This window comes from Streptomyces sp. NBC_01077 (assembly GCF_045162855.1).
Classification (GTDB): domain Bacteria; phylum Actinomycetota; class Actinomycetes; order Streptomycetales; family Streptomycetaceae; genus Streptomyces.
In genome coordinates, this window is record NZ_CP108669.1 from 8,245,405 (window position 1) to 8,271,433 (window position 26,029).

At 71.9% G+C, this 26,029-nt stretch carries 25 protein-coding genes; 14 read left to right on the plus strand and 11 right to left on the minus strand.

Features of this window, described 5'->3' with window-relative positions:
• Positions 1-21 precede the first annotated feature (21 nt).
• The gene (locus OG462_RS37155) at positions 22-1,188 is read right to left on the minus strand and encodes a Rieske 2Fe-2S domain-containing protein (RefSeq protein WP_406064729.1); all 1,167 of its coding nucleotides are present in this window, start codon (positions 1,186-1,188) and stop codon (positions 22-24) included.
• Positions 1,189-1,397: 209 nt separating this feature from the next.
• Here OG462_RS37155 and OG462_RS37160 point away from each other — a divergent pair, with 209 nt between their 5' ends.
• The 5 genes from OG462_RS37160 to OG462_RS37180 all read left to right on the plus strand — a co-directional run bounded on the left by OG462_RS37160 (position 1,398) and on the right by OG462_RS37180 (position 7,511).
• Positions 1,398-2,837, plus strand: a complete 1,440-nt coding sequence (locus tag OG462_RS37160) for a sialate:H+ symport family MFS transporter (protein ID WP_406064731.1) — start codon at positions 1,398-1,400, stop codon at positions 2,835-2,837.
• A gap of 214 nt (positions 2,838-3,051) precedes the next feature.
• Positions 3,052-5,082 (plus strand): exo-alpha-sialidase, encoded by a 2,031-nt coding sequence (locus OG462_RS37165; RefSeq protein WP_406064733.1) that lies wholly within the window; start codon positions 3,052-3,054, stop codon positions 5,080-5,082.
• A 197-nt stretch (positions 5,083-5,279) separates the two neighbouring features.
• A complete protein-coding gene (locus OG462_RS37170) occupies positions 5,280-6,578 on the plus strand; it encodes a GDSL-type esterase/lipase family protein (protein WP_406064735.1) in 1,299 nt (432 codons plus the stop codon).
• Between the two features lie 109 nt (positions 6,579-6,687).
• Complete coding sequence (locus OG462_RS37175) at positions 6,688-7,176, plus strand: hypothetical protein (RefSeq protein ID WP_406064737.1); 489 nt, start codon at positions 6,688-6,690, stop codon at positions 7,174-7,176.
• A 116-nt stretch (positions 7,177-7,292) separates the two neighbouring features.
• Positions 7,293-7,511: a dodecin gene (locus OG462_RS37180; RefSeq protein ID WP_406064739.1), complete on the plus strand. Its 219-nt coding sequence runs from the start codon at positions 7,293-7,295 to the stop codon at positions 7,509-7,511.
• 110 nt (positions 7,512-7,621) lie between these two features.
• On the opposite strand, the gene OG462_RS37185 is transcribed toward OG462_RS37180, so the two are convergent.
• Complete coding sequence (locus OG462_RS37185) at positions 7,622-8,662, minus strand: vWA domain-containing protein (protein ID WP_406064741.1); 1,041 nt, start codon at positions 8,660-8,662, stop codon at positions 7,622-7,624.
• Positions 8,663-9,086: 424 nt separating this feature from the next.
• Between OG462_RS37185 and OG462_RS37190 the strand changes: the two genes are divergently transcribed.
• The 4 genes from OG462_RS37190 (at position 9,087) to OG462_RS37205 (ending at position 13,088) form a co-directional block, all read left to right on the plus strand.
• A complete protein-coding gene (locus tag OG462_RS37190; RefSeq protein ID WP_406064743.1) occupies positions 9,087-9,608 on the plus strand; it encodes a hypothetical protein in 522 nt (173 codons plus the stop codon).
• Positions 9,609-9,813: 205 nt separating this feature from the next.
• On the plus strand, positions 9,814-11,061 hold the full coding sequence (locus OG462_RS37195) for an extracellular solute-binding protein (protein ID WP_406064744.1): 1,248 nt from the start codon (positions 9,814-9,816) through the stop codon (positions 11,059-11,061).
• A 138-nt stretch (positions 11,062-11,199) separates the two neighbouring features.
• Positions 11,200-12,117, plus strand: coding sequence for a GNAT family N-acyltransferase (locus tag OG462_RS37200; protein WP_406064746.1), 918 nt, complete (start codon positions 11,200-11,202; stop codon positions 12,115-12,117).
• On the plus strand, positions 12,114-13,088 hold the full coding sequence (locus OG462_RS37205) for a 1-acyl-sn-glycerol-3-phosphate acyltransferase (protein WP_406064748.1): 975 nt from the start codon (positions 12,114-12,116) through the stop codon (positions 13,086-13,088). The genes OG462_RS37200 and OG462_RS37205 overlap by 4 nt, the downstream gene beginning before the upstream one ends.
• Here the strand turns inward: OG462_RS37205 and egtD are convergent.
• The 4 genes from egtD to egtA are packed head-to-tail and all read right to left on the minus strand — an operon-like array spanning position 12,983 to position 17,278.
• The gene (egtD, locus tag OG462_RS37210) at positions 12,983-13,948 is read right to left on the minus strand and encodes an L-histidine N(alpha)-methyltransferase (protein ID WP_406064750.1); all 966 of its coding nucleotides are present in this window, start codon (positions 13,946-13,948) and stop codon (positions 12,983-12,985) included. The two genes, OG462_RS37205 and egtD, sit on opposite strands and share 106 nt — an antisense overlap.
• A complete protein-coding gene (gene egtC, locus OG462_RS37215) occupies positions 13,945-14,697 on the minus strand; it encodes an ergothioneine biosynthesis protein EgtC (protein WP_406064752.1) in 753 nt (250 codons plus the stop codon). Before egtC ends, egtD begins: the two co-directional genes overlap by 4 nt.
• Positions 14,697-16,022, minus strand: coding sequence for an ergothioneine biosynthesis protein EgtB (gene egtB / locus OG462_RS37220; RefSeq protein ID WP_406064754.1), 1,326 nt, complete (start codon positions 16,020-16,022; stop codon positions 14,697-14,699). The genes egtC and egtB overlap by 1 nt, the downstream gene beginning before the upstream one ends.
• Positions 16,019-17,278 (minus strand): ergothioneine biosynthesis glutamate--cysteine ligase EgtA, encoded by a 1,260-nt coding sequence (gene egtA, locus OG462_RS37225; protein WP_406064755.1) that lies wholly within the window; start codon positions 17,276-17,278, stop codon positions 16,019-16,021. Before egtA ends, egtB begins: the two co-directional genes overlap by 4 nt.
• Before the next feature lie 254 nt (positions 17,279-17,532).
• Here egtA and OG462_RS37230 point away from each other — a divergent pair, with 254 nt between their 5' ends.
• Together OG462_RS37230 and OG462_RS37235 are read left to right on the plus strand one after the other, a co-directional pair.
• Complete coding sequence (locus tag OG462_RS37230) at positions 17,533-18,366, plus strand: TIGR02452 family protein (RefSeq protein ID WP_406064757.1); 834 nt, start codon at positions 17,533-17,535, stop codon at positions 18,364-18,366.
• 77 nt (positions 18,367-18,443) lie between these two features.
• A complete protein-coding gene (locus OG462_RS37235) occupies positions 18,444-18,614 on the plus strand; it encodes a hypothetical protein (RefSeq protein ID WP_167346832.1) in 171 nt (56 codons plus the stop codon).
• A 244-nt stretch (positions 18,615-18,858) separates the two neighbouring features.
• Here the strand turns inward: OG462_RS37235 and OG462_RS37240 are convergent, their stop codons facing one another.
• From OG462_RS37240 to OG462_RS37255, 4 genes are all read right to left on the minus strand, one after another.
• Positions 18,859-20,274, minus strand: coding sequence for a flotillin family protein (locus OG462_RS37240; RefSeq protein ID WP_406064759.1), 1,416 nt, complete (start codon positions 20,272-20,274; stop codon positions 18,859-18,861).
• 83 nt (positions 20,275-20,357) lie between these two features.
• Entirely contained in the window at positions 20,358-20,588 is a 231-nt protein-coding gene (locus tag OG462_RS37245; protein WP_406064761.1) for a hypothetical protein, read from the minus strand.
• 14 nt (positions 20,589-20,602) lie between these two features.
• Positions 20,603-21,310, minus strand: a complete 708-nt coding sequence (locus OG462_RS37250; RefSeq protein ID WP_406064763.1) for an alpha/beta fold hydrolase — start codon at positions 21,308-21,310, stop codon at positions 20,603-20,605.
• A gap of 41 nt (positions 21,311-21,351) precedes the next feature.
• Positions 21,352-22,695 carry an MFS transporter gene (locus OG462_RS37255; protein ID WP_406064764.1) on the minus strand — a complete coding sequence of 448 codons (1,344 nt, stop codon included), beginning with the start codon at positions 22,693-22,695 and terminating at the stop codon, positions 21,352-21,354.
• Between the two features lie 155 nt (positions 22,696-22,850).
• On the opposite strand from OG462_RS37255, the gene OG462_RS37260 reads away from it, so the two are divergent.
• The 3 genes from OG462_RS37260 (at position 22,851) to OG462_RS37270 (ending at position 25,559) form a co-directional block, all read left to right on the plus strand.
• Entirely contained in the window at positions 22,851-23,885 is a 1,035-nt protein-coding gene (locus OG462_RS37260; protein WP_406064766.1) for a LacI family DNA-binding transcriptional regulator, read from the plus strand.
• A 44-nt stretch (positions 23,886-23,929) separates the two neighbouring features.
• Positions 23,930-24,199, plus strand: a complete 270-nt coding sequence (locus tag OG462_RS37265) for a hypothetical protein (RefSeq protein WP_406064767.1) — start codon at positions 23,930-23,932, stop codon at positions 24,197-24,199.
• A 172-nt stretch (positions 24,200-24,371) separates the two neighbouring features.
• Positions 24,372-25,559 carry a thiolase family protein gene (locus tag OG462_RS37270; protein ID WP_406064768.1) on the plus strand — a complete coding sequence of 396 codons (1,188 nt, stop codon included), beginning with the start codon at positions 24,372-24,374 and terminating at the stop codon, positions 25,557-25,559.
• Between the two features lie 63 nt (positions 25,560-25,622).
• On the opposite strand, the gene trxA is transcribed toward OG462_RS37270, so the two are convergent.
• Positions 25,623-25,988: a thioredoxin gene (gene trxA, locus OG462_RS37275; protein WP_406064770.1), complete on the minus strand. Its 366-nt coding sequence runs from the start codon at positions 25,986-25,988 to the stop codon at positions 25,623-25,625.
• Between the last annotated feature and the right edge of the window lie 41 nt (positions 25,989-26,029).

Genomic DNA, 26,029 nt, shown 5'->3' on the forward strand with positions numbered 1-26,029 from the left:
TCCGCCGGCGACGTCCTCGTCTCACCGGGGCGTGTGCCCCCGGGCGTCGGCGCACACGCCCGCGTCCGGGCAACCGGCGACGGCAGAGGAGGGACGGAGCGGGACGCCGTTCGCTCGCAGCACCTTCCGTACGTCGAGGATCAGCGGGAAGACCTCCTGGTTCCAGTCCTCCCCCTGCTCGTCCCAGGCTCGCTGCTCGGCCTCGACGGCCATCCTGTCCTGGGCGAACACGCGCTCGGTGAAACGTCGGATGAGCGGCCAGGCCAGCGTGAGCGCTCCGGGGAACGCAGGCTTCGCGATCGTGAGCAGCCCGAACACGCGGCTGACCCGCTGTTCGAGGTCTTCCGGCACGTAGGCGGCCCACAGCGAGAACGCGGCCGTCCCCGACGTCTCGGGGACCGCCCGGAGGGTCTGGTAGGGGTACCCGGTGCGGATGGTGACGACGTCGGGTGTCGAAGCGCCGCCCACGCCCTCGGCGGACAGCAGGCCGGCTCCCCGGTCCTTCCTCCCGCCGGAGGGGACGAAGAGGTACCGGGCCTCCACGAAGCTCGGGCCCGTGTCGTACCCGAGGAGCTCCGGCTGGATCCGGCCGAGGACGCCCCTGTGCAGGAACTGGTGGTTCATGTCGAGCAGGTTCTCGTGCATGAACGAGTAGTGGCAGCGCACCGTGCGCGAGAACATCATGGTCCGGTGCCGGGCCGAGTCCGCCTCGGGGAGCGCGGGCAGGGGAGTGACCTCCGCCCTGTCGGGGGCACCGGGGAAGACGAAGACCAGCCCGTAGCGCTCGCGGACGGGGTAGGAGCGCACCCCGCGGGGTGGCCGTTCGGCGCCCTTGGGCAGGTAGGGGATCTGTGAGATGCGGCCGTTCCCGCGATAGGCCCACGCGTGGTAGCAGCAGCGGAGCACCTCTCCTTCCACCACCCCCAGGCTCAGCGGCACCTGGCGGTGGGCACAGCGGTCCTCCAGGGCGTACACTGTCCCGCCGGCGCCCCGGTACAGCGCGATGCGCCGTCCCGCGAACGAGGCCGCGCGGACCTTGTTCCTGGGCACGCCCGCGGACCGGGCGACGGGGTACCAGAAGTCCGGATCGATCCCGACACGCCGCAGATCGACCTCGCCCGTGCCGCCGTCGCCGGACTCCGGTGCGTACCCGCTCCGCGCGTGCGTGGCGTTCGCCTCCTCGGTCATCCGCCTCTCCCTCTCGCACAGGACGTTCGCCTCGTGGGCATACCAGGACAAGCGGACCACGGTCCGTCCGGTCGCGCGATTCGTCCTCCGGCGAGGCCGGCCCCGTACGCCTGACCCGGACGGCCCGGCACGCGCGCGGACGAGGTGTACGGGCCCGCCCCGCCCGGCACCGGGCGTGGCGGGCCCGGGCGGAGAGGACCACGCCCCTCATGCTGTCGACCGTGGACGACGACGCGCGAGACCCGCGCCCCTGGTACCGGCAGATCGGACGGGCCCGCTGGAAGGCGTTCGCGGGTGCCTGGATCGGCTATCTCCTCGACGGTTTCGACTTCGTCCTGATCACCCTGGTGCTCACCGAGGTGAGCGAGGAGTTCGGTCTTGACCCCGTGGAGGCGGCGAGTCTCGTCTCGGCCGCCTTCATCACCCGGTGGCTGGGCGGCGCGGTCCTGGGCGCGATCGGCGACCGGTACGGCCGCAGGACGGCCATGGTGATCAGCATCTGGCTGTTCTCCCTGGGGACCCTGGCGTGCGGCTTCGCGTGGAACTACGAGAGCCTCTTCGCGGCGCGGCTGGTGATCGGGCTCGGGATGGCCGGCGAGTACAGCGCGAGCGCGACCTACGTGATGGAGAGCTGGCCGGCCCGGCTGCGGGGGAGGGCCAGCGGGTTCCTCATCTCGGGCTACGCGATGGGCACCGTGCTGGCCGCCGAGACGTACAGCGTCGTCGTGCCGGAGCACGGCTGGCGATGGATGTTCTACCTCGGCGTGCTGCCGGTCGTGGTGGCCCTGTGGGTGCGGCGCGCGCTGCCGGAGGCCGAGGACTGGGAGGAGGCCGTGGCGGAGACCTCCACCCGGCCGAATCCCTTCCGGCCGCTCTTCGCCGACCGGCGGCGGGCGGTGGTCAACGCGCTGCTCGCGGCTGTGGCGCTGGGAGCGCTGTTCACGGTCTTCGCCGGACGGGCGGGCGGTGCGACGGCGGCGCTGTCGGTCCTGGCGGGTTCGGTCATGGCGGCGTTCGCGGTGCAGCTGGGAGGCCGACGGGGGCGGACCCTGTATCTGGCGTTGATCGGGGCGGTGTTCGCCGCGTTCCTGTACAGCTGGCCGATCCAGGCGCTGCTGCCCACGTACCTGAAGACCGAACTGGGCTACTCGCCGGAGCAGGTGGCGCAGGTGCTGTACTTTGCCGGGTTCGGCACGATGGCGGGCTGCTGGCTGTCCGGGTTCACCGGAGACCGGTTCGGCCCTTCGCGGGCGTATGCGTGGACCCTGCTCGCCTCGTTGGCCTTCGTGTTCCCCGTCTTCGCGGTGGACGATAACCTGCCGCTCCTGGGGGTGCTGCTGTTCGCGCTGCAGGCGCTGAGCTTCGGCATCTCGGGGCTGCTGCCGCGCTACATCGGAGGGCACTTCCCGACGGAGCGGCGGGCGGCCGGGCTGGGGTTCACGTACAACGTGGGCGCGCTGGGCGGTGCCGTCGCGCCGGTGCTCGGGGCTCGGCTGGCCGAGGGCATGGCGCTGGGGACGTCGCTGGCGGTGCTGACGTTCGGGCTGAGTCTGGTGGTGGTCGTGATTGTGGGATTCGACGTGCCGAGGCGGCTGCACCGGCGGATGGATCCGGCGGGTGCGGTCGACCATCTGGCGACAGATCGATGAGACGACGATCAGGTGACGATCCGTCGAAGAGCAGGCATGAGATGTCTGATGTCCGATGCCTGCTCGACTCTAGGGTTCCGTTCGGCCGCCCGCAAGCGTTCATGTGGGGGAGTTTCGAGCGGTGCGAAGGGGTTGACGGTCCGTTGGGGGAGCCCTAGGTTCGCCGCAACGTCTGATGTCCGATGCCTCCCTGTCATCTGTTGTGGAGGTGTCGGTGAAAACCGCCCGTTCTGCTTCCCTGATCCTTCTGCTGGCACTCGGAGCCGGCCTGCTCGGAGCGCCGTCGGCCCCGGCCGCAGAGCCCCCGGTGGCCGAATCGCCCGCCGCCGCGGCACGCGAGCGCCGACTGACCGCCGACGAACCCCTCTATGAGAGCGCCGTCCTCGCCACCTCCGGCCAGGGCGCGCACACCTACCGCATCCCGGCCCTCGACACCCTGCCGGACGGCACGCTCATCGCCGCGTACGACCGGCGCAACGACAGCGCCGGCGATCTGCCCGGCAACCTCGACGTCATGGTCCGGCGCAGCACCGACAACGGCCGCACCTGGAGCGCCCCGCAGGCGATCGCGGACTACGCCGACGGCGTCGGCGCGGGCGATCCCAGCCTGATCGTCGACCGGGTCACCGGCCGCGTCTTCGTGTTCTACGCGTACGGCCCCAAGGGCATCGGCTTCTTCAACTCCGGTACCGGCAACAGCAACAGCGCAACCGACTCCCTGCAGGCCGACTACGCCTACTCGGACGACAACGGCGTCACCTGGCAGAGCCGCCGGATCACCCAGGACATCAAGGACCCGTCCTGGAAGGGCATGTTCGCCTCCTCCGGCACCGGTATCCAGCTGTCCACCGGCCGGCTCGTGCAGCAGTACGCCTTCCGGAAGGCCGACGGCAGCATCTGGGCGGCCGGCGCGTACAGCGACGACCACGGCACCACCTGGAAGATGGGCAACCCGGTCGGCCCCCTGATGGACGAGAACAAGACCGTCGAGCTCGCCGACGGCCGCATCATGCTCAACAGCCGTACCTCCAGCGCCAAGACCCGGCTCATCGCGTACTCGAACGACGGCGGGATCACCTACAGCACCCCCGTCCCGGACGACGAGCTGATCGACCCCACCAACAACGCGGCGATCATGCGGTACGACGCCACCGCGGGCGCCCAGCGGCCGGAGTCGCACTGGCTGCTGTTCAGCAACACCGCGAGCACCACCACCCGTCACAACCTGACGGTACGGATGTCCTGCAACGACGGCCTGACCTGGCCGACGTCCAGGGTGATCGAGGCCGGTGGTACGGCGTACTCGACCCTCACCCGACTGTCGGACGGCACCTTCGGCCTGCTCTACGAGTCCGGGCCGTACCAGCGGATCACCTTCGCCCGCTTCAACGCCTCCTGGCTGGGCGTGGACTGCCCGACCGACGCCGGGTACCCGAAGCTCGCCGCGCAGACCGCCGTCCTCGGCGGCCTGCTGACGGCCGGCGCCCCCGGCACGGTGGAGGTGCGTGTCACCAACCACGGACACCTCAGGAGCGTCCCCGGCCGAGCGACGCTGAGCGTGCCCGCCGGCTGGTCCGGAACCGCGGAGCAGGCTCTGCCGGCCATCGCCCCGGGCGCCACCGCCACGGTCCGCTTCCCGGTCCTGCCGCCGGCGGGCACGGCGGCCGGCGAACAGGACTTCACCGTCACCCTCAAGTCCGGTGCGGCCAGGACCTCCACGACCACGCGGATGCTCGTCGTCGGAGGGACCAAGGCCCTCGACGCGGCCCTCGCGAAGGACTTCGACGGCACGACCTCGTACACCGATCTGACCACGTCCCTGCCGGACGTCGCGCCGCTCACCCGCGGCGTGCTCACCGTCCGGTTCCGCACCGCGAAGACCCCCGTCGCGGGGACGCTGCTGTCCGCCTCGGACACCTCGGCCCCGTCGACCAACGTGACGCTCTCGCTGAACGGCGGAGTGCCGCACTTCGAGGCCCGCGCCGGCGGCGTCTACAGCGCCCGGCTCGACGGCACCCGGTCACTGGCCGACGGACTCGACCACACCCTCGCGGTCGCGGTCACCGACGCGGGCACCGCGCTGTACGCGGACGGCGTGCGCATCGCATCGACGACGACCCCGTCGCTCCTCGGACAGACCCCGGGCCTCAACGGCATGTGGGCGGGACGCAACGTCGACAACGGCGGACCCCAGTGGCTGTACGACGGCCGGATCGACCGGATCACCGTCCACCGGGCGGGCTGAACGACCCGAGGGACTCCTGCCGCCGGACGCGCTCCGGCGGCAGGGCCCCGAGCCCCGCAAGGCCGAGCCCCGCAAGGGCGAGCCCCGCAAGGCCAAGCCCCGTAGGACAGCTCCGCAGGACAACTCAGCAGGACAGCTCCCCCCTCGTCGCCCCGCCCTCCGGCAGGAGCGCCACCTTCCACCGAAGAGGAACCACTGTGCGCAGACGTTCCGTCCTCCTCGCCGCAGGAACCCTGACCGCCACGCTGGCCGCACCGCTCAGCCGGGCCTTCGCCGCATCGTCGGCGGAGCCCGTACTGGAGCACCGGGTCGAGCGGGCCTACGACGGGCAGTCGTACACCGACCTGTCCGCGGAGATCACGAAGGTGCGGGGGCTCGCGTCGGGCACCGTCCTGGCCACCTTCAGCACGACGAGCCGCAACCTCGCCATGACGCTGCTCAGCGCCTCGGACCCCACACGGCCGTCGACGGACGTCACCGCCTGCGTCAGCGCCGGCAGGCTGCAGTTCTCCGTCCGTGACAACGGCGTCGTCAAGCAGAACCACCTCACGCGCACCATGTACGACGACGGCATCGCCCACACGGTCGCCATCACCGTCACCAGTGCCGGGACCGTCTTCTACGCCGACGGCCGCCCCGTCTTCACCACCGGTCAGGCGAACTTCTTCGCCGGCGCCTCCCCGCTCACCGCGCTCAACATCGCCCGGAACCTCGACAGCGACCATCCGGCCGGCGAATGGTTCTACACCGGCACCATCAAGCGCGTCGCCGTCTACGACCGTGCACTGTCCGCGCAGGAGGTGGCCGCCGAGAGCGCTCGCGTCGACCTCGCCGACCTCGGCACGATCTCCTCGATCCTCAACTCCGATGTTCCGGCCGTCTGGCTGACCACGGGTGACAGCATCACCCATGGTGCGCTGTGGACCAACGGCTGGCGCAGCTACTCCGAGCACTTCCAGGAGCGGGTGCGCTGGGAACTCGGCAAGCCGAAGAACAGCGACTTCGTCATCGACACCGGAGTCAGCGGCAGCACCACCGACGACCTGGTCGCCAAGTTCGCGGAGAGGGTCTCCGCGTTCCGGCCCAAGGTCGTGTCGATCATGCTGGGGACGAACGACGCCGCCACGGCCTCCATCACCCCCGGTGCGTACCGGGCCAACTTGCGCCGGCTCGTGGCACATGTCCGCGCCCTGCCCGGCAGCGCTGTACCGCTGTTCCAGACCCCCAACCCGGTCGACGTGAACCGATGGCCGAACCGAGCCGCCCTCGCCGACTACGCCCAGATCATGCGCGAGGTGGCGGCGGAGCTGGATGTCGTACTCATCGACCACCACGCCCATTGGTTGGCGACCAACGGCGGCTCCGTGCCTCTCGGCCTCCTCGGTGACGGGCTGCACCCGGACCAGCGCGGCCACCTCCTGCTGGCCAAGAAGATGATCACAGACCTACGCGTCTTCGACCCCGCCAGCCGCGTGTGCGCGCTGGCCATTCCTTAGGAGCCGGGGCGAGAAGCCGTCTGGACGTGAGGACGGGGCGGCTGGGCATGCGGGTCGAGGGCACCCGGCGCGAACGGGATCGCCCCCCCCGCCTCCTAGGCTGGGCCCTGTGACAGCGCACAACCGGCCTCTGGCCGTCTTCGACCTCGACAACACGCTCGCCGCGACCGCCCACCGACAGCACTTCCTGGAGCGGCGCCCCAAGGACTGGGACGCCTTCCTCGCGGCGGCGCCGGACGATCCGCCGCTGGACGAGGGGGTCGCGCTGTGCCGCGAGGCGGCCGAGGAGTGCGACATCGTCTACCTCACCGGACGTCCTGAGCGGTGTCGGCGGGACACCCTGGCCTGGCTGGCCGCGCAGGGGCTCCCGGAGGGGCCGATCCACATGCGCCGCAACCGGGACTTCCGGCCGGCCCGGGTGACCAAGGTGGAGATCCTGCGCCGACTGGGCGCCGACCGTGCGATCAGGATGCTCGTCGACGACGACCTGCTGGTCTGCGACGCGGCCGAGGAGGCCGGCTTCCCCGTCGTACGCGCCCTGTGGGCGACCCCGTCCGATGAGCTGAGGGACGCCCAGGAGAAGGAGGGCCGGACCTGATGAATGAAGATCCGTAGTCCGCCGACGTGACGGAGGGAGGGTGGCCCACCTCGACTCGCGGCGGTCCCCGGTTCCGTGCAGTGTGGATGGAGTCGGAACGCGAAGGAGAGGCCGCCATGGGAGACCACGTTTACCGCGTCACGGAGATCGTCGGATCCTCCTCGGAAGGCGTGGACACCGCCATCCGGAACGGGATCACTCGCGCCTGCGAAACGCTGCGCGCAGTGGATTGGTTCGAGGTCACGGAAGTCCGCGGTCATGTCGAGAACGGGCAGATCGCGCACTACCAGGTGGGCATGAAGATCGGCTTCCGGCTGGAAGAGCCGGGCGCCTAGGGCCTGTCCGGCGGACCGGATCTGATCGGACCGGCGGATCGGGCCGGATCGGATCCGGTCCGGACAGGCCCCAGCGACGTCCGGGGCCGCGGCGCGGGCGCGACAGTGCGTCAGAGCATGAGCAGCAGCCGCGTGTTCGGTACGAGCTTCCGGTTCACGCTGGTGCTCTGCACGAAGATCGTGAAGTCCTCGTTGTGGTTCGGCCTCACGCGGGCCTCCACGTCCGGCAGGCCGAGCAGGGCCCGGGCCTCGGGCCCCGTGTACACCCGGTCCGTCTTCTTCTCCAGCACCGCGATCTGCTTCCGTGCCTGGATCTTCTCCGACTTGCTCAGCTGGTAGAACGCGCCACCGGTACGGTAGGTGTGCCCGGATTCGACGACCCAGTCCCGGATCGCCGCGTCACGAGCCACCGGGATCAGCTGGTACTCCGACGGATTCACCGGAGCGAGGCCGGCCGCCTCGACGGTGTCCTTGTTCACCGCGTCCGCACCCGTGGAGAAGACCGCCCGCGATCCCCGGATGCCCTTGGTGCGGCCCACCATGAACTTCTCGGTGGCCTCCTGGATGACCTGCCCGGCCTCCTCCAGACCCCGGGTGCTGGTGGCGTCCCAGATGGCGACGTTGTCCTTCGGGAAGCCGCTCTGCATGGCCTCGCGCTTGCCCATCTGGTCCGGTACGAGGACGGCCAGCGTCCAGTTGTCCTCCTGCGTCTCGATCATCTGGGCCACGGCCCCGACGAGTGCACGCGCATCCCTGGTGGGGGCATCGGGGCAGCGATGGCTCGCGTTCTCCTGCCCGTCGGTGAGCACGAAGGTCAGGAAGCTGTGGTCGCCGTACAGCTGGGCCGTCTGCGCGAGCTCCCGCTGCGACTTCAGCGCGGCAGCCAGCAGAGCCGTCATTCCACCGACCCGGTACAGCTGCTTCAGCGACGGCATCCGTAGCACGTCCTTGTCGTAGATGACGCACTCCACCTTGTCGGCGAAGACGTACACCGTGACGCGGGTCTCCTGGTCCAGCTCCCTCGACCGGCGGGCGAGGTACGCGATCTGCTGGTCGGCGACGTCGACGACCTTGCGGCTCAGGTGCGACATCGACGAACTGGCATCCAGCACGAGAGCGACGTGATTGATGTAGTTCTGGGTTCCGGACATGGCAACTCCCCCTGCTTTCCGAGCTTTCCGACTCGATGCCTCTACGGTCTCACCCACCACTGACAATCGAACGGGTGTCTGTGCAGTGCGCTTCACTGTCCGTCATGGATCTCACGCAAGCGACCGTCGATGACCTGTTGGCCCGACTCGGGCCGGGGGACGGCTACGTATACCTGCCCGACGACGTGCCCCCGCAGGAACTGACCGACCTGCTCGCCGACAGGTACGGCGCCCCACGCACCCTCGTCCTCGACGGCTTCACCGATCCGACCGTCGACGACTCCAGGGGCGCGGCTCTCCTCGCCCCCTTCGGGGACCGGGCCGTGACGATACGGGCGTGGGCGTGCGGGGACCGGTGGGTCGGCACGGGTGCGGTGCGGGAGCCCGAGGGGGCCCGGCGGCCGGTGATGTGGTCGCTCGCAGGGTGGTGCCGGAACCCTGGCCGGTCGCTCCGGATGAGGGCGGGGGCGAGGGGGAGAGCGAGGGTCTCGGCGAGAGCGGGGGCGTCGACTGGACCGAGCGGCTCGGTCGGATCACCGGCTGGACGCGGCCCGCGCAGCGGCCGGACGTGGACTGGGTGGAGGTGGAGTCGCGGCTGGGCGGTGCGCTGCCGAGCGACTGCAAGCGCATGGTCGAGACGTTCGGGGAGGGTGCGTTCGACGGATTCCTGGCCCTGAACCAGGAGCCGTGGGTGGATCTCAGGGGGGAGGGCCTGTTGATCTGGGCGGGAACGGAGCACGAGGACCTGTACTGCTGGAGGGTCGACGATGGCGACCCCGACCGGTGGCCCGTCGTGGTCCGGTCCTTCGACATGGGGGACGTCCCCTTCGGCTGCGGGGCCGCGGAGTTCGTCTGCCGCGTCCTCACCGACCGGCATCACCCATACACGCTGGCCCGCTATTTCGACACGCACTGGTTCATGAGCTACCGGGAATCGGCCGACTAAAAGCGACTGACGGGTAGTTACCGTAGGTAATGGATCAGAAGGTGCGTCCACGGCGCGGAACGGGATGGTCAAGGACTTGACCATCCCGTTGGTCCAGACCAGAATCCAGGCCACATACCCGCGCGAACACCCCGTTCGGTCCCCCCATGTCGGGTCAGCCCCCCATGCCGCACGACCCTGTGCTGAACCGCAGAAGGTGACCTACGTGAAGAACCGCCATCTGGCCTGCCCCCTGGCAGCCGCCACCGCGCTCGCCCTCGCCGGCTGCGGGATGCTGCCGGGCGGGGGCGGCGGGACGAAGACCGTCAACATCTGGCTCATGCGGGACAGCGTCAGCGAGGACTTCCTCAACCGCTTCACCGAGGCGTACGAGGACGAGCACGACGTCGAACTCCAGGTCACCATCCAGGAGTGGACGGGCATCGGGAAGAAGGTCACCGAGGCCATCCGTGGCTCCGGCGGCCCCGACGTCATCGAGGTCGGCAACACCCAGGTCGCCCAGTACGCCGACACCGAGAAGCTCTTCGACCTCACCCTGGAGTCGGTCCGCGACCTCGGCAGCCAGGACTGGCTGCCCGGTCTCGCCGAGCCCGGCAGCATCGGCGGATCCCAGTACGGCATCCCCTGGTACGCGGCGAACCGCATCGTCATCTACAACAAGGACCTCTTCGAGGACGCCGGCATCGACAAGCCGCCGGCCACCCGCGCCCAGTGGCTCACCGACACCGAGAAGCTCAACAGCAAGGGCTCCCAGGGCATCTACCTCGCCGGACAGGACTGGTACACCCTCGCCGGCTTCATCTGGGACGAGGGAGGCGAACTCGCCACCGACGAGAGCGGCGAATGGACCGGCACGCTCCACAGCCCGGCGGCGCAGCGCGGCATGGCCTACTACAAGGAGCTCCAGTCCCTCGGCTCCGGCCCGAAGGACGCCGACGAACAGAACCCGCCGCAGGCCGACGTCTTCGCCAAGGGTGACGTGGCCCAGCTCATCGCCCCGCCCAGCGCGGTCGCCGCGATCCTCAAGGCCAACCCGGGCCTCAAGGACAAGCTCGGCTACTTCCCGATACCCGGTGCGAAGGCGGGCCAGCCCTGTGCCGTCTTCACCGGCGGGTCCGACCTCATCATCCCCGAGAACGCGCCCCAGCGAGGGGCCGCCCTCGACGTCGTGAAGGCGCTCGCCGGCGAGAAGTGGCAGACCGAGCTCGCCCGCACCATGGGCTACGTGCCCAACAAGAAGGGCCTCGCCTCCGTCGTCGCCGGCCAGGAGGCCACCGCCGTCATGGCCAAGGGCGCCGCGCGCGGCCGGGCCACTCCCAACTCCCCGCAGTGGGCCGACGTGGAGGGCGACAACCCCATCAAGCCCTACATGACGGCCGTCCTCCAGGGAGAGGACCCGCTGAAGGCCGCCAAGCAGGCTTCGGCCGCGATCACGGACACCCTCGCCGAATAGCATTCAGCGCCTCCACACCCGCGGGCCCCCGGACGGTCATGTCGAATCCAGCCGGTCACGGAAGAAGTAAGGAGCCGGGCCACCGCTCACACGGTCCGGCGCCGCCCCTTCCCCTTCCGTACGCCGGAGGAGCCCGACATGGCCGCACCGACCCCCACGCTCGCCGTCCCCGCGCAGCCGCTCGCCGTCCCCGCGCAGCCGCTCGCCGTCCCCGCCCAGCCCCAGCCCCTCGTGGAGCAGGCCGCGCCCCAGCCCCTCGTGGAACAGCCCGCGGCACAGCCCCTCGTGGAGCAGCCCGCGCCACAGGCCCGGGCCGAGGAGCCCACGCCCCGGTACCTCGTCGGTCTCGCCCGTGACCAGGAGGACGTCCGCGCCGCCCAGCGGCTGCGCCACCAGGTCTTCGCCGGCGAGCTCGGCGCCCGGCTCGACGGCCCGGAGCCCGGCCTCGACATCGACGCCTTCGACGCGTACTGCGACCACCTCCTCGTACGGGAGGAGACCACCGGCGAGGTCGTCGGCACGTACCGCATCCTGCCGCCCGACCGGGCCGCCGTCGCCGGGCGCCTCTACTCCGAGAGCGAGTTCGACCTCACCCGGCTCGCCCCGATCCGGCACGACCTGGTGGAGGTCGGCCGCTCCTGCGTCCACCCGGCCCACCGCAACGGCGCCGTCATCGCCCTCATCTGGGCCGGGCTCGCCCGCTACATGACGGACACGGGCCACAACTGGCTCGCCGGCTGCTGCTCCCTCCCGCTCGCCGACGGCGGCACCCTCGCCGCCGCCACCTGGGACACGGTCAAGGCCAAGCACCTCGCCCCGGAGGAGTACTGGGTCACCCCGCACAAGCTCTGGAGCCCCGAGGGCATCACCCGCCCCGAGGGCCGCACCGAGCTCCCGCCGCTGCTCCGCGGCTACCTCCGGCTCGGCGCCTGGGTCTGCGGCGCCCCCGCGCACGACCCCGACTTCGGCGTCGCCGACCTCTACGTCCTGCTCTCGCTGCGCCGGACCAACCCGCGCTACCTCAACCACTTCCTCTCGCTCGCCCCGGCACGGTGAACGGGACCACGGCCCTCTCGCCGTGGCTCCCCACGGCGCCCTGCACCCCGGGCCACTGCGCAGCCCACCCCGAGTCCGCCCGCCCCGGGCGCGCCCACGTCTGGTCCGCCCATCCCGGGGCCATCCGTCCCGGGTCCGTCGACCCCGGGGCGGCCCCCGGTCGTGCGGCGGACCCGGCCGGGACCGTCCGGGCCGTGGTCCGGCTCATCGCCGGACTCGGCACCGTCCTCCTCGGCATCCTGTGCGCCCCGGCCTCCGGCCTGCTGCCGGCCGCCACCCGGCTCGCCCTCGCCCGGCACTGGATGCGGGCGGTGGTCCGCGCCTTCGGCGTACGCGTCCGGTACGAGGGAACGGCCGCCCCGGCCGGCGGCCCGCTCCTCGTCGTCGCCAACCACATCTCCTGGCTCGACATACCGCTGATCGCCGCCGTCCTGCCCGGCCGGATGGTGGCCAAGTCGGAGGTGCGCCGCTGGCCCCTCCTCGGCACGCTCGCCGCGCTCGGCGGCACCCTGTTCATCGACCGGGACGGGATCATGGCCCTGCCCGGCACCGTACGGACGATGGCCGGGGTGCTCGGGGGCGGCGGCCGGGTGGTCGTCTTCCCCGAGGGTTCGACCTGGTGCGGACGGGAACGCGGCCGGTTCCGCCCGGCCGCGTTCCAGGCCGCCCTCGACGCCGGGTGCGCCGTGCAGCCGGTACGGATCGACTACCGGCCCACGGACGCCGCCGCGTACGTCGGGGCCGATCCGCTCGGATCCTCACTGTGGCGGGTCGTCTCCACCCGCCGGCTCACCGCGGTCGTCCGGCTCCGGGAGCCCCTTCCCGGCGCCCTGTACCCGGACCGTCGCGCCCTGGCGGCCGCCGCTCAGCGGGCCGTCGCCAGCGACAGCGCGAACCTGCCCTCGCTGTCGGTCCACCAGCGGTCGAGGTCGAGTCCGGCCTCCGCGAGCTCGGCCCGGACGCCCGCCTGACGGAACTTCGCGGACACCTCCGTCCGCATCTCCTCGCCCGCCGCGAACGGCACCACGAGATCCAGCTCCGGGATCTTCACGGTCAGCGCGCGGCGGGCCCGCAGCCGCATCTCGATCCACTCCCGCTCGCGGTCCCACACCGACACATGGTCGAAGGCGTCCGGATCGAAGTCCGCGCCCAGCTCCCGGTCGATCACCGACAGGACGTTCTTGTTGAAGGCGGCCGTCACCCCGGCCGTGTCGTCGTACGCGGCCACGAGCGTCGCCTCGTCCTTCACCAGGTCCGTGCCGAGCAGGAGCGCGTCGCCCGGAGTGAGCATCGCCCGGACCGACCGCAGGAAGGTCCGCCGCTCACCGGGCAGCAGATTGCCGATGGTGCCGCCCAGGAAGGCCACCAGACGCGGCCCGGGCGTCCCGGGCAGCGCGAGCCCCCGGGTGAAATCGGCGACCAGCGCGTGCACGTGCAGCCCCGGCCGCTCGGCGAGCAGCGACTCCGCGGCCCCGGTCAGCGCGGACTCGCTCACGTCCACCGGTACGTAGCTGTCCAGGCCGGGAAGCAGCGCGTCGATCAGGAACCTGGTCTTCTCGGAGGAACCGGAGCCCAGCTCCACCAGGGTCCTGGCCCCGGTGGCGGCGGCGATCTCCGGAGCCCGCTCCACCAGGATCTCCCGCTCCGCCCGCGTCGGGTAGTACTCGGGCAGCCGGGTGATCTCCTCGAAGAGCTCGCTGCCCCGGGCGTCGTAGAACCATTTCGGCGGCAGCTCCTTGGGGGAGCGGTTGAGGCCGTGGAGGACGTCGGCGCGCAGATCGGCGCCGGCGGCGTCCGGGGCGAGGGTACGGGTCAGCTGGAACGGGCTCACGCGGAGGGCTCCTTGAGCGGGGTGAGGGTGACGTCGGCGCGGGTGGCGGTCACGAGCGTGTGCTCGGGGACCTCCCGCCAGCGCGGATCGTCGTCGTACGGTTCGGAGGCCACGACCACGCGGTCGGGACCCGTCAGGTACCAGAGGCTGTTCTCCCAGGCGGTCGCGGCGATCAGCGACCCGTCGGTGAGCAGCAGGGTGAGGCCGGAGCCGGGGGCCGCCTCGGCGGCCTCCCTGACCGTGTCGGCCAGGGCGCGCCCCGGCGGGTCGCCGGACCGCAGCCGGTGGAGGACGAGCGCCCAGAGCAGCGCCGAGTCGGTCCGGGCCTCAAGGCCGAGCAGGTCGCCGGCCGGGAGGGTCGCGGCGAGCGGTGTGAGCGAGTCCGGCCAGCCCTTGACGGCGCCGTTGTGGCTGAACAGCCAGGGCCCGGCGGCGAACGGCGCGGCGGCGGCCTCCCCGTCGGCGCCCGGCAGCGTGGCCCCGCGGACCGCGGCGAGCAGCGCGCCGGAGCGCACCACCCGCGCGAGGTCCGCGAACGAGAGGTCGCCCCAGATGGGGCCGGAGCGCCGGTACCGGGCCGGCACCGGATCACCCTCGGCGTACCAGCCCACCCCGAAGCCGTCTGCGTTCACCACACCGCTGGTCTGTGTACGCGGCTCCCAGGACTGGCGCAGCAGGGCGTGCTCCGGCCGGACGATCAGCTCTCCCAGCGCCACCGGCTCGCCCACGTACGCGATATGACGGCACATCAGTCGAGCTCCGCATTGCGTGCGGTGCGGAAGCCGGAGAAGATCTGGCGCCGCACCGGCAGGTCCCAGTTGCGGAAGGTGCCCCGGCAGGCGACCGGATCCACCGCGAAGGAGCCACCGCGCAACACCTTGTGGTCCGGCCCGAAGAACACCTCCGAGTACTCCTTGTACGGGAAGACGGTGAACCCCGGGTACGGCAGGAAGTCGCTCGCTGTCCACTCCCACACGTCACCGATCAACTGCCGTACGCCGAGCGGCGACGCGCCCTCGGGATAGCTGCCCGCCGCCGCCGGACGCAGGTGCCGCTGCCCGAGGTTGGCGTGCTCCGGACCCGGGTCGGCGTCGCCCCACGGGTAGCGGCGCGAGCGTCCGGAAGCCGGGTCGTGACGGGCGGCCTTCTCCCACTCGGCCTCGGTCGGCAGCCGCCGGCCCGCCCAGCGCGCGTACGCGTCCGCCTCGTACCAGCTGACGTGCAGGACCGGCTCGTCCTCGGGTACCGGCTCCGTCACGCCGAACCGGCGGCGCAGCCACTGGCCGCCGTCCCGGCGCCAGAACAGCGGGGCCGCGATGTCGTGCTCCCTGATCTGCGCCCAGCCCTCGGGCCGCCACCAGCGCCGATCCGTGTAGCCGCCGTCGGCCATGAAGGCCAGATAGGCGCCGTTGGTGACCGGAACGGTGTCGATGTGGAAGGCGGGCACGACCCGGGTGTGCGCCGGACGTTCGTTGTCCAGGGCCCACGGCTCGTCCGAGGTCCCCATGGTGAACGGGCCACCGGGGACGAGGACTTCGGCGGGCAGCGGCCCGCTCCGCAGGGGCGGCGGCGGGGGAGCGGTCAGCACGGCAGGACCCTTGCGCAGCTGATGGGTGATCAGCATCGTCTCGTCGTGCTGCTGTTCGTGCTGGGCGACCAGACCGAAGGCGAAGCCGGCGTGGAGCAGCGGCCGCTCGTCGAACTCGGCGCGCTCCAGGACGTCGAGGACACGGAGCCGTACGTCCGCCGCGTAGGTCCGGGCCTCGCCCGGCGCGAGCAGTGGCAGCGACGGGCGGGTGGCCCGCGGGTGCTCGAAGGCGTCGTAGAGGGAGTCGATCTCGGGCCGCAGGGCCTCCTGCCCGGCGACGGCCCGCCACAGCCACAGCTCCTCCTGGTTGCCGATGTGCGCCAGGTCCCAGACCAGCGGAGACATCAAGGGGGAGTGCTGGGCGGTGAGTTCACCGTCCTCGACGCAGGAGGTGAGCAGGGCCGTACGGGCCCGCGCGGCGGTCAGCGCCTCCAGGGCATGCCGGCGCAGGGCCTCGGGGCCGAGCTCGGTCCGTGTCTCCGTCATGACGTCACCACCTCCAGGTCGTCGGCCGGGCAGCTCCCGGGGACCACGTACCGCTCGTGGAAGGCGGCGACGGCCCGCCGCACCTCCTCGCTCGCCCCGATCCGGGGCAGCGCCTCCAGAGCCGTGGCGAACACGGTGAGCGCCGTGGCATGGAGCTCGGGGTCGGTCAGGCCGTCACGGGCCGCCGCCAGCCAGAGCGGATTGCGCGGGGCGGGAGCGAAACCGGCCCGCTCCGCGAGCGGCTTCACCGCCCGGTACACGGTCTCCGCCGCCGCCGGATCGTCGAACACCGCCGTGGTCACGGCCACCGGCACCATCCAGCCGTCCGCGCCCGGCTGCGCGTCGACCATCCGCAGCTCCAGATGGCCGCGCGGCCGCACCGGCGGGAAGAGCGTCGTCATGTGATAGCGCAGGTCGTCGGCGTCGGCCGGCCTCGGCAGGCCCGAGCGCAGCCAATCGCGGAAGGTCAGCCCCTCCGGCACGTCCCACGGCCCCTCGTCCGCCCGTACGCACAGCACCGGGGTGTCCAGGACGTGCGCCGCGTACTCGGCGCGCGGCTCCCCGTCCGGCAGGGGCGCGAGGGTCCGCCGGGGGTCGAGGTCCGTCCACAGCGCCTGCCGCGTCGACCGCCAACCGGTGCGACGGCCGCCGTGCAGCGGGGAGTTGGCGAACGCGGCCACGAGTACCGCACCGAGGAGATGGGCGACCTGCCAGCGGCGGTGGTAGCCCAGCGGCCCCGGCTCCTCCAGGCCCGCGTCGAGGCAGATCTGCACCGAGGCCGAGTCGCACATCATCGCCCGCCCGGCCGGGCCCGTACGGTCGAGCGCGGCCTCCATGGCGTCGTACCGCGGTTCGTGGAGCACCCGGCCGCGCGGGGAGTGCCAGGGGTCCACGCCGTATCCGCTGAGGGTGAGGCCGAGCGGTCCGAGCGCCGACCGTACCGCCCGGAGGTCGGCGGCGAGGGAGTCGAGACATTCCATGAGCGATCCGGCCGGGCGCGAGCTGAGCTCCAGCTGCCCGCCGGGTTCGAAGGTCAGGGACGACACCAGCGGCAGGGATCGCACGGTGTCGAGGGCCGCCGCGAGCCTCGGCGGCCGAACGGGGAGCCGGGGGTCACGCAGCTCGTGCACGAGCCATTCCAGCTCCACCCCCACGGTGCGGGGTGGACCGGTCTTGAAGCAGATACATCGCAGCAGTTCCTCCGCCTCCGCCTCGGCGAGAGCGGGGCCGCCGCGCGGTATGCCGCTGGACGACATCCGTACACCTCCTGGTCTTCGGGCCGGCCGTCGGGACCGGCCCCGGGGAGTTGCTGCTTCCACCTAAAGCCACCTCCGAGCGGCGTGCAAGAGCGCCCCGAACCCGCCGGACGCGCCTCCTGTGCCCCTGTCCGGCCGAAACCGCCCGCTCCCGCGGCCGTCCCCGGAAATCCGCCGCGGAGTCCCGGGAGATCCCGGCCGGATCCCGGGAAATCCCGTTGCCCCGGGACGGACGAAACGATCATTCTGAGGGCATGAGTGCACGACTGCGCGCGATCGCGCGGCAGACCGAGGAGATCGTCGCCGCGGGCCGCTACCGGGCCCCGGACGGCCGCACCGTCTCCGTCGCCGAGGACCTCAGCGCCGCCCTGGCCGGAACGCGCCTCCACGGCCCCGAACCCGTCGCGGTCACCCCCGACACCGACCGGACGCCCACCCTCGACGTCACCGGCGAGAGCAGCCTGGCCGCCGCCCGGCGGATGACCGCCGCCGACGCGACCCGCCCCGTGGCCGTCCTGAACTTCGCCTCCGCCCGCAACCCCGGCGGCGGCTACCTCAACGGCGCCCAGGCCCAGGAGGAGGCGCTCTGCCGCTCGTCCGCCCTCCACACCACGCTGCTCCGCGCCCCCGACTACTACGCCCACCACCGTGCGGACCGGGACGTCTTCTACACCGACCGGGTCATCCACTCGCCCCGGGTGCCCGTCTTCCGCGACGACCGGGGCGCCCTCCTCGCCGAGCCCTTCACCGTCGGCTTCCTCACCTCGCCCGCGCCCAACGCGGGCGTCGTCCGCCGCCGCACCCCCGAGCACACCGGCCGCCTGCCGGCCGCCCTCGCATCCCGCGCCGAGCGGGTCCTGGAGACGGCGGCCGCGTCCGGGTACCGGCGGCTCGTGCTCGGCGCCTGGGGCTGCGGGGTCTTCCAGAACGACCCCGAGCAGGTGGCCGGCACGTTCACGGCGCTGCTCACCGGGGAAGGCCGCTTCGCCGGCCACTTCGAGGAGATCGTCTTCGCCGTACTGGACCGCGCCGCGGGTACGCCGACCCTGGCCGCCTTCACCCGGGTCGTCGGAGCGGCCGCCGTCTGACATGCGGCGCTCGCACCCCCGTGCCAGGCTGAGGGGATACGGACCACAGTCCGACACCCGTCACGGGAGGCACGATCGTGGGCAAGAAACAGACCCGGACGAACCGGGGAGCCCGTACCGGCGGCCATGAGCACCGCACCGAGGCAACCACGAAGGAACAGACCTCGGCGGCTCCCAAGAGCGAGACGTCGATGCCCCTCGTGGAGCACGCGTCGCACCGCAAGGAACGGAAGTTCGGCCACAACTGAGGCGGACGGCCGCACCTGAGACAGAGGCTTGCAACAGAGGTTTGCATCTGAGGTTTGCGACAGACGCAGTCGCCCGCGACAGAGGCAGGCGGCGAAAACCGAGGCAAACAGAGCGGGACGGCCGAGCCGAGCACGGAGCGAGGCGGGCAGACGGCGCTACTTTCCGGACACAGCCGAGGCCGGGGCCCGGCGCCGATGACGGCACCGGGCCCCGGCCCGTTCTCCCTCCATGGTTCCGCGCCGGTTACTCCCCGTCGCCGACCGTGATCTCGATGCTCTCCTCCGACGCCCGGGGCGCCGGAGGCACTCCGGTGCCCGGCCGCTCCTGAGCGCCCGGGTTCATCGTGGAGAGCAGCTGCCGGGCCAGACCGAGCCCGGTCCCGCCCATGGTCAGCGCCTTGGCGAACACGTCCGCCATGCCGTCGGCGCCGTTGAGCAGCACCATCTGGTCCACGTTCCCGAACGCGGACGCACCCGCGGAGACGATCTCCGGCCACTTCTCGGCCAGCTGCTGGGCGACCACGGCCTCCTGGTTCTCCGCGAGCGCCGCCGCACGGGCCTTGATCGACTCCGCCTCCGCCAGACCCTTCGCCCGGGTCGCCTCGGCGACCGCGAGCCCCTTGGCGTGCTGCGCCGCCGCCTCCGCCTCACCGGTGAGCCGGGTCGCCGTCGCCTTGGCCGCGCTCGCCAGCTCGGTCTCCTTCGCATCGGCCTCGGCCGCCGAGATCCGGGCGTCACGCTCGGCCGCGGCCAGCGTCCGGGTCTCGTACGCCATCGCGTCCGCCGGCTTGCGGACCTCCGCCTGGAGCTGCTGCTCCTTACGGTGTCCCTCCAGCTCGGCGACCCGGGTCTCCTGGACGACGACCTCCTGGCGCGAGGCCGCCTCGGCCAGCGGGCCGGCCTGCCGGGCCGTCGCGGAGGCCTGGTCCCGCTCGGCCTGGTATCCCGCCTGGAGGATCTCGCTGTCGCGGGTCGCCTCCGACATGCGCGCCGCGGCCTGCTGTTCGGCCTCGGTCGCCCGCCGGTTCGCCTCGGCCTGTGCGATCCGTGCGTCCCGCTGGACGGCGGCCGCGTGCGGAGCGGCCAGGTTCTTGATGTACCCGGTCGGGTCCTCGATCTCGTGGATCTGCAGGGAGTCGACGATCAGACCGAGCTTCTCCATCTCCGTGCCACAGGCCGAACGCGCCTGCCCGGTCAGCTTCTCCCGGTCACGGATCATGTCCTCCACGGTCAACCCGCCGACGATGGCGCGGAGATGACCGGCGAAGACGATGTGCACCCGCTCGCTCATGAGCTTCTGCTGATCGAGGAAGCGGCGCGCGGCGTTGGCGATCGACACGAAGTCGTCACCGACCTTGAAGATCACCACACCGCGGACCTTCAGCGGAATGCCCTGGTGGGTGACGCACTCGACGGACAGCTGGGTCTCGTTGAGGTCGAGCGAGAGCTTGCGCACCGCCTGCACGCCGGGCAGGACCATCGTGCCGCGGCCCGTGACGATGCGGAACCCCATGCCCGCGCCGAGGCCCTCGTTCTTGTGGTTGGAGCCGGAGATGATCAGCGCCTCGTTGGGTTCCGCGACGCGCCACATCATCTTGAAGACGATGATGAGGACGGCGAAGGCGCCGACGACGACGCCCGCGAGAATGCCGATACCCATGGACAAGGTCCCCCTTCACCGGATCCGGTGCGGATCCGGTGAAGGGAGTGTGCGCCTGTGGCGGGCGCCGCTCAACGGTTGCGTCAACTGTCGTACGCGGCTGTGACATAGACGGTGCGTGGAGGGAGATGTTCCATGACCATCACCACCGTTCCGACGCCGATCTGCTCCTTCGGGGAGGCCGGATGGGCGAGGAAGTGCTCGGCACCGCCCCGGATCCGGACGATCACCTCACCGACGAGTCCGGGCCCGACGGTGCCGGTCACCCGGCCGAGCAGTCCCACCATCGAGGAGTCCATCGACGCGTCGTCCATGGCTGAACGGTACGTCAGATCCACTCGCCCAGCGTGGACATGAACCCGTCGAAGTCGTCCCGGTGGATGGTGTGACCCGCCTTCGCCACCGTACGGACGGTGAATCCGCGGCTCGCCAGCATCCGGGCCGCGTCCGGCGGGATCAGCATGCTCGGGTCGGCCAGGGTGACCAGGGAGGGGACGGTGGCGCGGGCCGGCCACAGGTCCGCGCCCACGAACTCCCGCAGACCGTACGCCGATCGCTCGTCCCAGAGCCGTACCGCCGCCCCCTCGGCGTCCAGGTCCTCCTCCGACCAGTGCGGGTTGAAGCCCCTGATCTGCTCCCTGGTCATCGACTTGCCCCGGACGAAGACCTCGGCGCGATATCCGGCGGGACCCGCCCCCAGGTGCCAGGCGGGGTCGGAGTAGACCGCGCGGGCCGGCTCGAGCCGCTCCAGGGCCTGGGCCAGCGCCAGCCCGCCCAGCGAGTGCCCGACCGCCAACTCCGCCCCGGCCGGAAGGGTTTCGACGAGATCGTCGGCGTAGTCCTCCGGCCGGTACTCCTCCGGCCCCGCGGCCCGCCCGCTCAGCCCGTGCCCCCGCAGGTCCACCGCGATCACCCGGTAGCCGAGCTCCGCGAGCGCCGGTCCGACCCGCCGCCAGGTGCGGTGGTCGGCCATGAGGCCGTGGACGAGCAGGGCGATCCGGTCACCCGAACCCCACGTGGACGTGTGCAGGCGCACGGTGCCGCCTTTCTGACGGTGCTCTGCGGGCGCCGACGGGGTCAGCGCACGCTGCGGATGGGGCGCACGGCGAGTGCGCCGAGTACCGACAGTACGGCGGCGATCAAGAACAGTGCCGTGTACCCGCCACTCAGCGAGACGACGAGGGAGGCCACGAACGGGGCGACGATCTGCGGCCCCGCGTTGGCGACGTTGAGGACGCCCATGTCACGGGCCGCGTCCTCGGCCTTCGGCAGCACCATGGTCACCAGGGCCGTGTCGACGGCCATGTAGCAGCCGAAGCCGAGGCCGTTGACGGCGGAGAAGGCGAGCATCGCCGTCCAGCTCGTCGACACGGCCGGGATGAGCAGGGCGACGGCGGCGAGCGCGGCGGAGGCGCCCACGAAGAGCTTGCGCCGGTCGTAGCGGTCCGACAGCCAGCCGCCGAGCACGGTGGAGACCACCATGGCGACCGCGTTGAGCGGCATGAGGACGGCCACGGCCTCCTCGGGGCTGAGCCCGGCGGGCAGCTCGGTGTGGTCCTTGAGGATGTACAGCTGGAATCCGGCCACGGCGAAGTAGCCGAGGACCAGCAGGGCCCGGCCGATGAAGGCCCAGCGGAAGTCGTGGTCCTTGAGCGCGCTGCCGAAGGCCGCGACCTGCTCCTTGACCGGCAGCGGGGCCTTGGCGGGCATGCGCTGCTCGCGGGCGCAGGCCGTGAACAGCACGGCGGTGGCCGCGATGATCGCGCCGAAGACGAGGTACCCGGTGCGGTAGTCCTCGGAGAAGGCGGCGCCGACGAGGGCGCCGATCGTCGAGCCGACGGGCAGACCGAGACCGACGGCGGCGGAGGCCTTGCCCCGGGCGGCCATGGGGACCCGGTCGGGCACCACGGAGGTCAGGGCCGCCTGGTAGACGTTCATGACGGCCTGGCCCAGACACCAGGCGATGGTCACCAGCAGGATCGTGTGGACGCTGCCGAGGAGCAGCATCACCGGCAGGGCGAGCAGACCACCGGCGAGGATCCACGGGTTGCGGCGCCCGGTGCGGTCCGAGAGGGCGCCGGCGACCGGGTTGAAGACGGTGGCGAAGATCGCGGATATGCCGGAGACGAGACCGAAGTTCGCCACCTTGCCGGCCGGGTCGATCTCCTCGATCTGGAGCGCGAGGAGCAGACCGGGAACACCGATGTACAGGGCGTACATCGCGGTGTTGCCGGCGAGGAGCAGGGGCAGCAGGCCGCGCGTCGGCCGACCGGCCGCGGGGGAGCCGGGGCCGTCCGTCGTACCGGCGGGGACGCCGGGGGCGGCTGCCGTGCCGACGGGAGTGCCGGGGTCGCCCGTCGCGGCGGCGGGGGTGCCTGACGAGCCGGTTTCGGAGCCGGTCCCAGGGGAGGAAAGGGCCACAGTGCCCTCCTGAGGAGATCGCCCGACGAGGGGGCGAGAAGCGGATCGAACGAGTTAGTTACACGTGTCAGTGACGCGTGTGAGCATTGTGTAGCACTCGATTCCGGCCATCCGCCAGACCCCGGGCCGGATTGTTCTGGAAAGATGCCGAAGCGATGAGTCAGCCAACCGAACACACCCCCGAACGCCTCACCGGGCGCGCGGTCCCGACCAGCGCCGACGTCGCCCGCCTCGCGGGCGTCTCCCGGGCCACCGTCTCGTACGTCCTGAACAACACCTCGGCCGTCCGCATCAGCGAGCCCACCCGCCGCCGGGTGCGCGAAGCGGCCGAGGAGCTGGGGTACGTGCCGCACGCCGCCGCCCGCAGCCTGCGGGCCGGCCACAGCCGGATGGTGCTGCTGCCGGCCTCCCACGTCCCGGTCGGACCGCTGTACAGCCAGTTCTTCAACGAGTTCCAGTGGGCCCTGCGGCGCCTCGACTACACGGTGGTCCAGTACGGCAGCGTCGGCCTGGAAGGTGAGGAGGCCGCCCGCGCCTGGGCCGAGCTCCGGCCGGTGGCCGTGGTCTCGCTCGGCGAGGTCCAGCTGACCGGCCAGGGCGTCGAGATCCTCAAGCGGTCCGGGGCGCGGGCCGTGATCACCCTCGGCACCCAGGGTGTCGAGGGCACCCACGCCCTCGTCATGGACCAGGGGCGGGTGGGCGAGGTCGCCACCGCCCACCTCGTGGAGAGCGGCCGGCGGCGGATCGGCGTCGTGATCCCCGAGGAGCCTGGCCTCGCCATGTTCTCGGGGCCCCGCCTCGAAGGCGCGCGGCGCGCGGTCGAGGGCACCGACGCCACCGTCGCACCGCTGCCGCTGCGGTACGAGGAGGAGTCGGCGAACGCGCTCGCGGGGCGCTGGCGGGAGCTCGGCCTCGACGCTGTCTTCGCGTACAACGACGAGTACGCGATGCTCCTGATGCGGGCGCTCCAGGACGTCGGCGTCGCGGTGCCGGAGGAGACCGCCGTCGTCGGCGCGGACGACCTGCTCCTGGGCCGGCTGCTGCGTCCCCGGCTCAGCACCGTACGGATCGACATGGTGCTCGGGCGCGAACTGGCGGAACTGGTCGACCGGGCGGTACGGGAACCGGACGCCCCGCCCCGCACCCGCTCGCTCCTCGCCTCGCAGGTCGTCCGGCGCGAGTCCAGCTGAGCGGCCGTCCGGCGGGAGCACGGGCGAGCGCTTAGCGTCGATGCATGAGCACAGTTCCGCAGCGTTTCGAGATCCTGCTGGTGCCCGCGCACGTCGAGGACCGGGGCGGCGCCTCCGTGACGGACAGCGCCGTCCGTACGGCCGTCGTGGAGGCCACCGGGCGGCACGGCGAGTCGGGTTATCCGATCTACGAGGGCCACGGCATCAGGGCCGACATCGACCCCGAGACGCGCACGGTGGAGGCGCTGCTCGTCGACGGACGCGAGCTCGACTACGGCCTCACGGCCCTCGCCCGCCCGACGGGACGCGACTGACCTGGGACGCTTTCCCGTGCCGTGTCGCGAAACGGCCCGTTGACACGGCGGGTCGTCCGGCAGAGACTCTGCGCGCGCGCCAAGACGAAAGTCTTCGAGGTGAAAGCCTTCGAGGCAAAGGTCTTTCACCAGGCGAACAGAGTCGTTCCGAAGGTCACGTGGGAGAGAACCGATGAGCATCCGCGACGTCTACATCGTCGACGCCGTCCGCACCCCGATCGGGAAGTTCGGGGGCGCCCTCGCCCCGGTCCGCCCGGACGACCTCGCGGGGCACGTCGTCCGGGCCCTCGTGGACCGCACGCCCGCGCTCGACCCCGCGCGCGTCGACGACGTCTACTTCGGCGACGCCAACGGCGCCGGCGAGGACAACCGCGACGTCGCGAGGATGGCCGTCCTGCTCGCCGGACTGCCCGTGTCCGTACCCGGCGTCACCGTCAACCGCCTCTGCGGCTCCGGTCTCGAGGCCGTCATCCAGGCGGCCCGCGCCATCGCCCTCGGCGACGCCTCCGTGGCGATCGCCGGCGGTGTCGAGTCGATGTCCCGCGCCCCCTGGGTCCTGCAGAAGCCCGAGCGGGCCTTCCCCGCAGGCCACCAGCAGCTCCACTCGACCACCCTCGGCTGGCGCATGACGAACCCCCGTATGCCCGCCGAGTGGACGGTCCCGCTCGGCGAGGGCGCCGAGCTGATCGCGGACAAGCACGGCATCACCCGCGAGCAGCAGGACGCCTTCGCCCTCGCCAGTCACCGCAAGGCGGCCGAGGCCTGGGCCAAGGGTCTGTACGACGACGAGGTCGTCCCCTACCCGGGGGTGGAACTCGCCCGCGACGAGTGCATCCGCGACTCCACGTCCATGGAGGCCCTCGCCAGGCTCAAGCCCTCCTTCCGCCCCGAGGGAGGCACCGTCACGGCGGGCAACGCCTCGCCGCTCAACGACGGCGCGGCCGCCCTGCTCCTCGTCGACGAGGACGGGCTGCGCGAGACCGGCCGGGAGCCGCTCGCCCGGATCCGTACCTCCGCCGTCACCGGCATCGAGCCCCAGCTCTTCGGCCTCGGCCCCGTCGAGGCGGTTCGGAGGGCCCTGGAGAAGTCCGGTCGTTCCTTCGCCGACCTGCGGACCTTCGAGCTGAACGAGGCCTTCGCGGCCCAGTCGCTCGGCTGCCTCGCCGAATGGCCGGAACTCGACCCCGAGATCGTGAATCCCCGCGGCGGAGCCATCGCCATCGGCCATCCGCTGGGCGCCTCGGGCGCCCGGCTCGCCGGTTCGGTGGCCCACCAGCTTGCGGCGGCCGGCTCGGGCACGGGCCTCGCCGCCCTCTGCATCGGCGTCGGCCAGGGTCTCGCCCTGGTCCTGGAGCGCTGAGCCACCCGGACAGCACGCGAGGGGGGGTACGGGAGAGACTCCCGTACCCCCCCTCGCGGTGGGTCACTTCTGCTTGGCGTCCTCGACGGACTTGCGGACCTCGTCCATGTCCAGCTTCCGTGCCTGGCCGATGACGTCCTCAAGGGCCGCTTCCGGCAGCGCGCCGGGCTGGGCGAAGATCGCCACGTTGTCGCGCACGATCATCAGCGTCGGGATCGAGCGGATCTCGAACGCCGCCGCCAGCTCCGGCTGCGCCTCCGTGTCCACCTTGGCGAAGACCAGGTCCTCGTGACGCTTCGACGCCGCCTCGTAGACCGGCCCGAACTGACGGCAGGGACCGCACCAGGAAGCCCAGAAGTCGATCAGGACGAATTCGTTCCCGCTCACGACCTCGTCGAAGTTGTCCTTGGTGAGCTCTACGGTGCTCATGCTTCCTACCTTTCGGGGATCTCCTGGCGGTGTCCTCACGG

Bases quoted from the DNA above. Each gene is read 5' to 3' on its own strand.
- egtB (WP_406064754.1), bottom strand. From the start codon at position 16,022: ATGACGGAGACACGGACCGAGCTCGGCCCCGAGGCCCTGCGCCGGCAT.
- OG462_RS37265 (WP_406064767.1), top strand. From the start codon at position 23,930: ATGAGCACAGTTCCGCAGCGTTTCGAGATCCTGCTGGTGCCCGCGCAC.
- OG462_RS37245 (WP_406064761.1), bottom strand. From the start codon at position 20,588: ATGGACGACGCGTCGATGGACTCCTCGATGGTGGGACTGCTCGGCCGG.
- OG462_RS37240 (WP_406064759.1), bottom strand. From the start codon at position 20,274: ATGGGTATCGGCATTCTCGCGGGCGTCGTCGTCGGCGCCTTCGCCGTC.
- egtA (WP_406064755.1), bottom strand. From the start codon at position 17,278: ATGTCGTCCAGCGGCATACCGCGCGGCGGCCCCGCTCTCGCCGAGGCG.
- OG462_RS37160 (WP_406064731.1), top strand. From the start codon at position 1,398: ATGCTGTCGACCGTGGACGACGACGCGCGAGACCCGCGCCCCTGGTAC.
- OG462_RS37155 (WP_406064729.1), bottom strand. From the start codon at position 1,188: ATGACCGAGGAGGCGAACGCCACGCACGCGCGGAGCGGGTACGCACCG.
- OG462_RS37260 (WP_406064766.1), top strand. From the start codon at position 22,851: ATGAGTCAGCCAACCGAACACACCCCCGAACGCCTCACCGGGCGCGCG.
- OG462_RS37180 (WP_406064739.1), top strand. From the start codon at position 7,293: ATGGGAGACCACGTTTACCGCGTCACGGAGATCGTCGGATCCTCCTCG.
- trxA (WP_406064770.1), bottom strand. From the start codon at position 25,988: ATGAGCACCGTAGAGCTCACCAAGGACAACTTCGACGAGGTCGTGAGC.
- OG462_RS37200 (WP_406064746.1), top strand. From the start codon at position 11,200: ATGGCCGCACCGACCCCCACGCTCGCCGTCCCCGCGCAGCCGCTCGCC.
- OG462_RS37230 (WP_406064757.1), top strand. From the start codon at position 17,533: ATGAGTGCACGACTGCGCGCGATCGCGCGGCAGACCGAGGAGATCGTC.
- OG462_RS37270 (WP_406064768.1), top strand. From the start codon at position 24,372: ATGAGCATCCGCGACGTCTACATCGTCGACGCCGTCCGCACCCCGATC.
- OG462_RS37185 (WP_406064741.1), bottom strand. From the start codon at position 8,662: ATGTCCGGAACCCAGAACTACATCAATCACGTCGCTCTCGTGCTGGAT.
- egtC (WP_406064752.1), bottom strand. From the start codon at position 14,697: ATGTGCCGTCATATCGCGTACGTGGGCGAGCCGGTGGCGCTGGGAGAG.